The organism is Shewanella sp. 10N.286.45.A1 (genome assembly GCF_041470405.1).
Classification (GTDB): Bacteria; Pseudomonadota; Gammaproteobacteria; order Enterobacterales; family Shewanellaceae; genus Shewanella.
In genome coordinates, this window is record NZ_JBFRMK010000374.1 from 1 (window position 1) to 420 (window position 420).

At 44.5% G+C, this 420-nt stretch carries 1 protein-coding gene; it reads left to right on the forward strand.

Annotated features, from left to right (window positions below):
• Positions 1 to 420, forward strand: a 420-nt coding sequence (locus tag AB4238_RS21480) for a hypothetical protein (RefSeq protein WP_372035570.1), incomplete at both ends; no start/stop codon positions are given.

Sequence of the window (420 nt, forward strand, 5' to 3'; positions counted from 1 at the left end):
ACTCAGGCGCTACCGATGGGTTTAAAACGAGAAAGAGTGCGATAGACGTCGAAACAACAGGAATTACTTGGTTTACAGGAAATGATACGTTAATCCTAAGCCAAGATGGTGCCATTGTAGATATCTTTGGTAAATTCGGCGAAGACCCTGGAAGCGCTGGTTGGACAGACGGAAGTAATCCAGATTTCACAACTTCTAATACCTTACTTCGCAGAAAGGCAAACGTTACTACTGGTGTTACTGATATAACAGCTGATTTCCCAGGAAGCACCAATCAGTGGGTCTTAGTTGGCTCAAAAGTAAAAGGACAGATCACAGATATTGAGGCCAGTAAAGGCTTTGGCTGTCCGGGTGAAGATGCTTGCTCTTCAGATGCCACTCCTGGTGGACTATTGATTACCGAATACAGTGAAGGCGATA